This is a genomic window from Mycobacterium gordonae (genome assembly GCF_002101675.1).
Classification (GTDB): Bacteria; Actinomycetota; Actinomycetes; order Mycobacteriales; family Mycobacteriaceae; genus Mycobacterium; species Mycobacterium gordonae.
In genome coordinates this window covers 1-1442 of sequence record NZ_LQOY01000149.1, presented here as the reverse complement: position 1 = coordinate 1442, position 1442 = coordinate 1, and the positions used below count along the sequence as shown (strand labels likewise).

The following is a 1442-nucleotide window of genomic DNA, read 5'->3' as shown; positions in this document are numbered from 1 at the left end:
CGGCCACCACCAACTCAGCTCACACGAACAAACCGAACTGCGCCACCGCCACCTCGACTGGTACCGCCAACTCGCCGAGCAAGCCAACATCGAATGGTACGGACGAGACCAACTCGACTGGGTTCACCGCCTCCGGCGCGAAACACCCAACCTGCGCCAAGCGATGCGATTCGCACTGACAACCGCACCCTCGGTCGCCCTCCAAATGGCCACCAACCTCCGCGGTCTGTGGACCGCGATCGGGCTGCTGCAGCAAGGCCGTGGATCGATCGAACAGGCCCTGCATGCTGTGCCTGCCAAGTCCTCGGCCCAGCGACTCCACGCGGTCAATGCTGTAGCCGAATTGGCCGTTCTACAAGTCGATATGCCGACACTGATCGCACGACAGGCTGAGGCGCGTGAACTGCTCGCCAGCGTCACCGACCACAACGCCCTCGCCCACTTCTATGCGAACGAGGCGGCTCTCGCATTGTTAACCGGCCAACTTGACCGCTCACAAACCTTCGCCCAGCAGTCCTTGGCCGGCTCCGACGACACATCTGTGAAGATTTATGCACTACTGGTGATGATCGGGGCATCCGCCGCAGCCAATGACGCGCACACCGCAGTAGTCCATGCCGAACAAGGCCTTGCGCTCTCTGATGCTCGCGGTCACGACATCGTCCTGCGCACTTACCTGTTGGCGGCCCTGGCGCTCAGCCGCCTGGCGCTGGGCGACCTCGACCAGGCCGAACACGCTGTGCGCGAAGGGATCCAGCTGTCCCGGATGATCAAAGACACCGTCACCTGCGCGACTTTTCTGGAGACGGCATCCTGGATCGCCGCGGCAAGACAGGAACCATGGCGCGCCGCCGTACTGATGGCCGCCGCCGGCGCCATCGGCCGCGCCGCCGGCGCCACGGGCGCCGTCTCCGCGCGAGTGGGGCCCTTCCATGAATCGTGCGAACGCCAAGTGCGCGAGCAACTCTCGCCCACCGACTACCGAGCCGCCACCAGCGAAGGCCGATTCCTCTCCCTCGACCAAGCCACCGCGATCGTCCTCGACGAGCCTGATTAGTCCGCCCCGGTCACCTGCGGGCTCGAGTCGCGTCACGTCGCGTGAATACGGCGCCGGGTAAGTGAACCAGCTGCGACCGATCGGACGCGGCCGAGCTGCGACCGTGATCCACCGGCGGCATCTGTAGTCGGCATCCGTCCCCCGGGCGTCCCGGGATTGCCGTCTGCCTACCCCTGCAGCCGGTTGTCAGTGGATCGGAACCGTTCGCCGGTAGACCGTTAGCCAGGTGTGAGAGCCTGAGACGCAAATGCGCGACAGCCTCACCACGACGGATAGTCCCCGTTGTAATGAACGACGAAGCCAGTATTGGATGTCTCGATGAATCGTGAGCGCCTGCTGCGTGCGGCGGCGGATTTTGTCAGTCGGCGGCCGGCTGCCTCTCAGG

The 1442-nt window shown here is 64.7% G+C and carries 1 pseudogene; it reads left to right on the top strand.

The annotated features are described in order from the left end of the window. Positions 1-1057: pseudogene (locus AWC08_RS20490) on the top strand (hypothetical protein); the annotation flags it as partial. Positions 1058-1442: the final 385 nt, after the last annotated feature.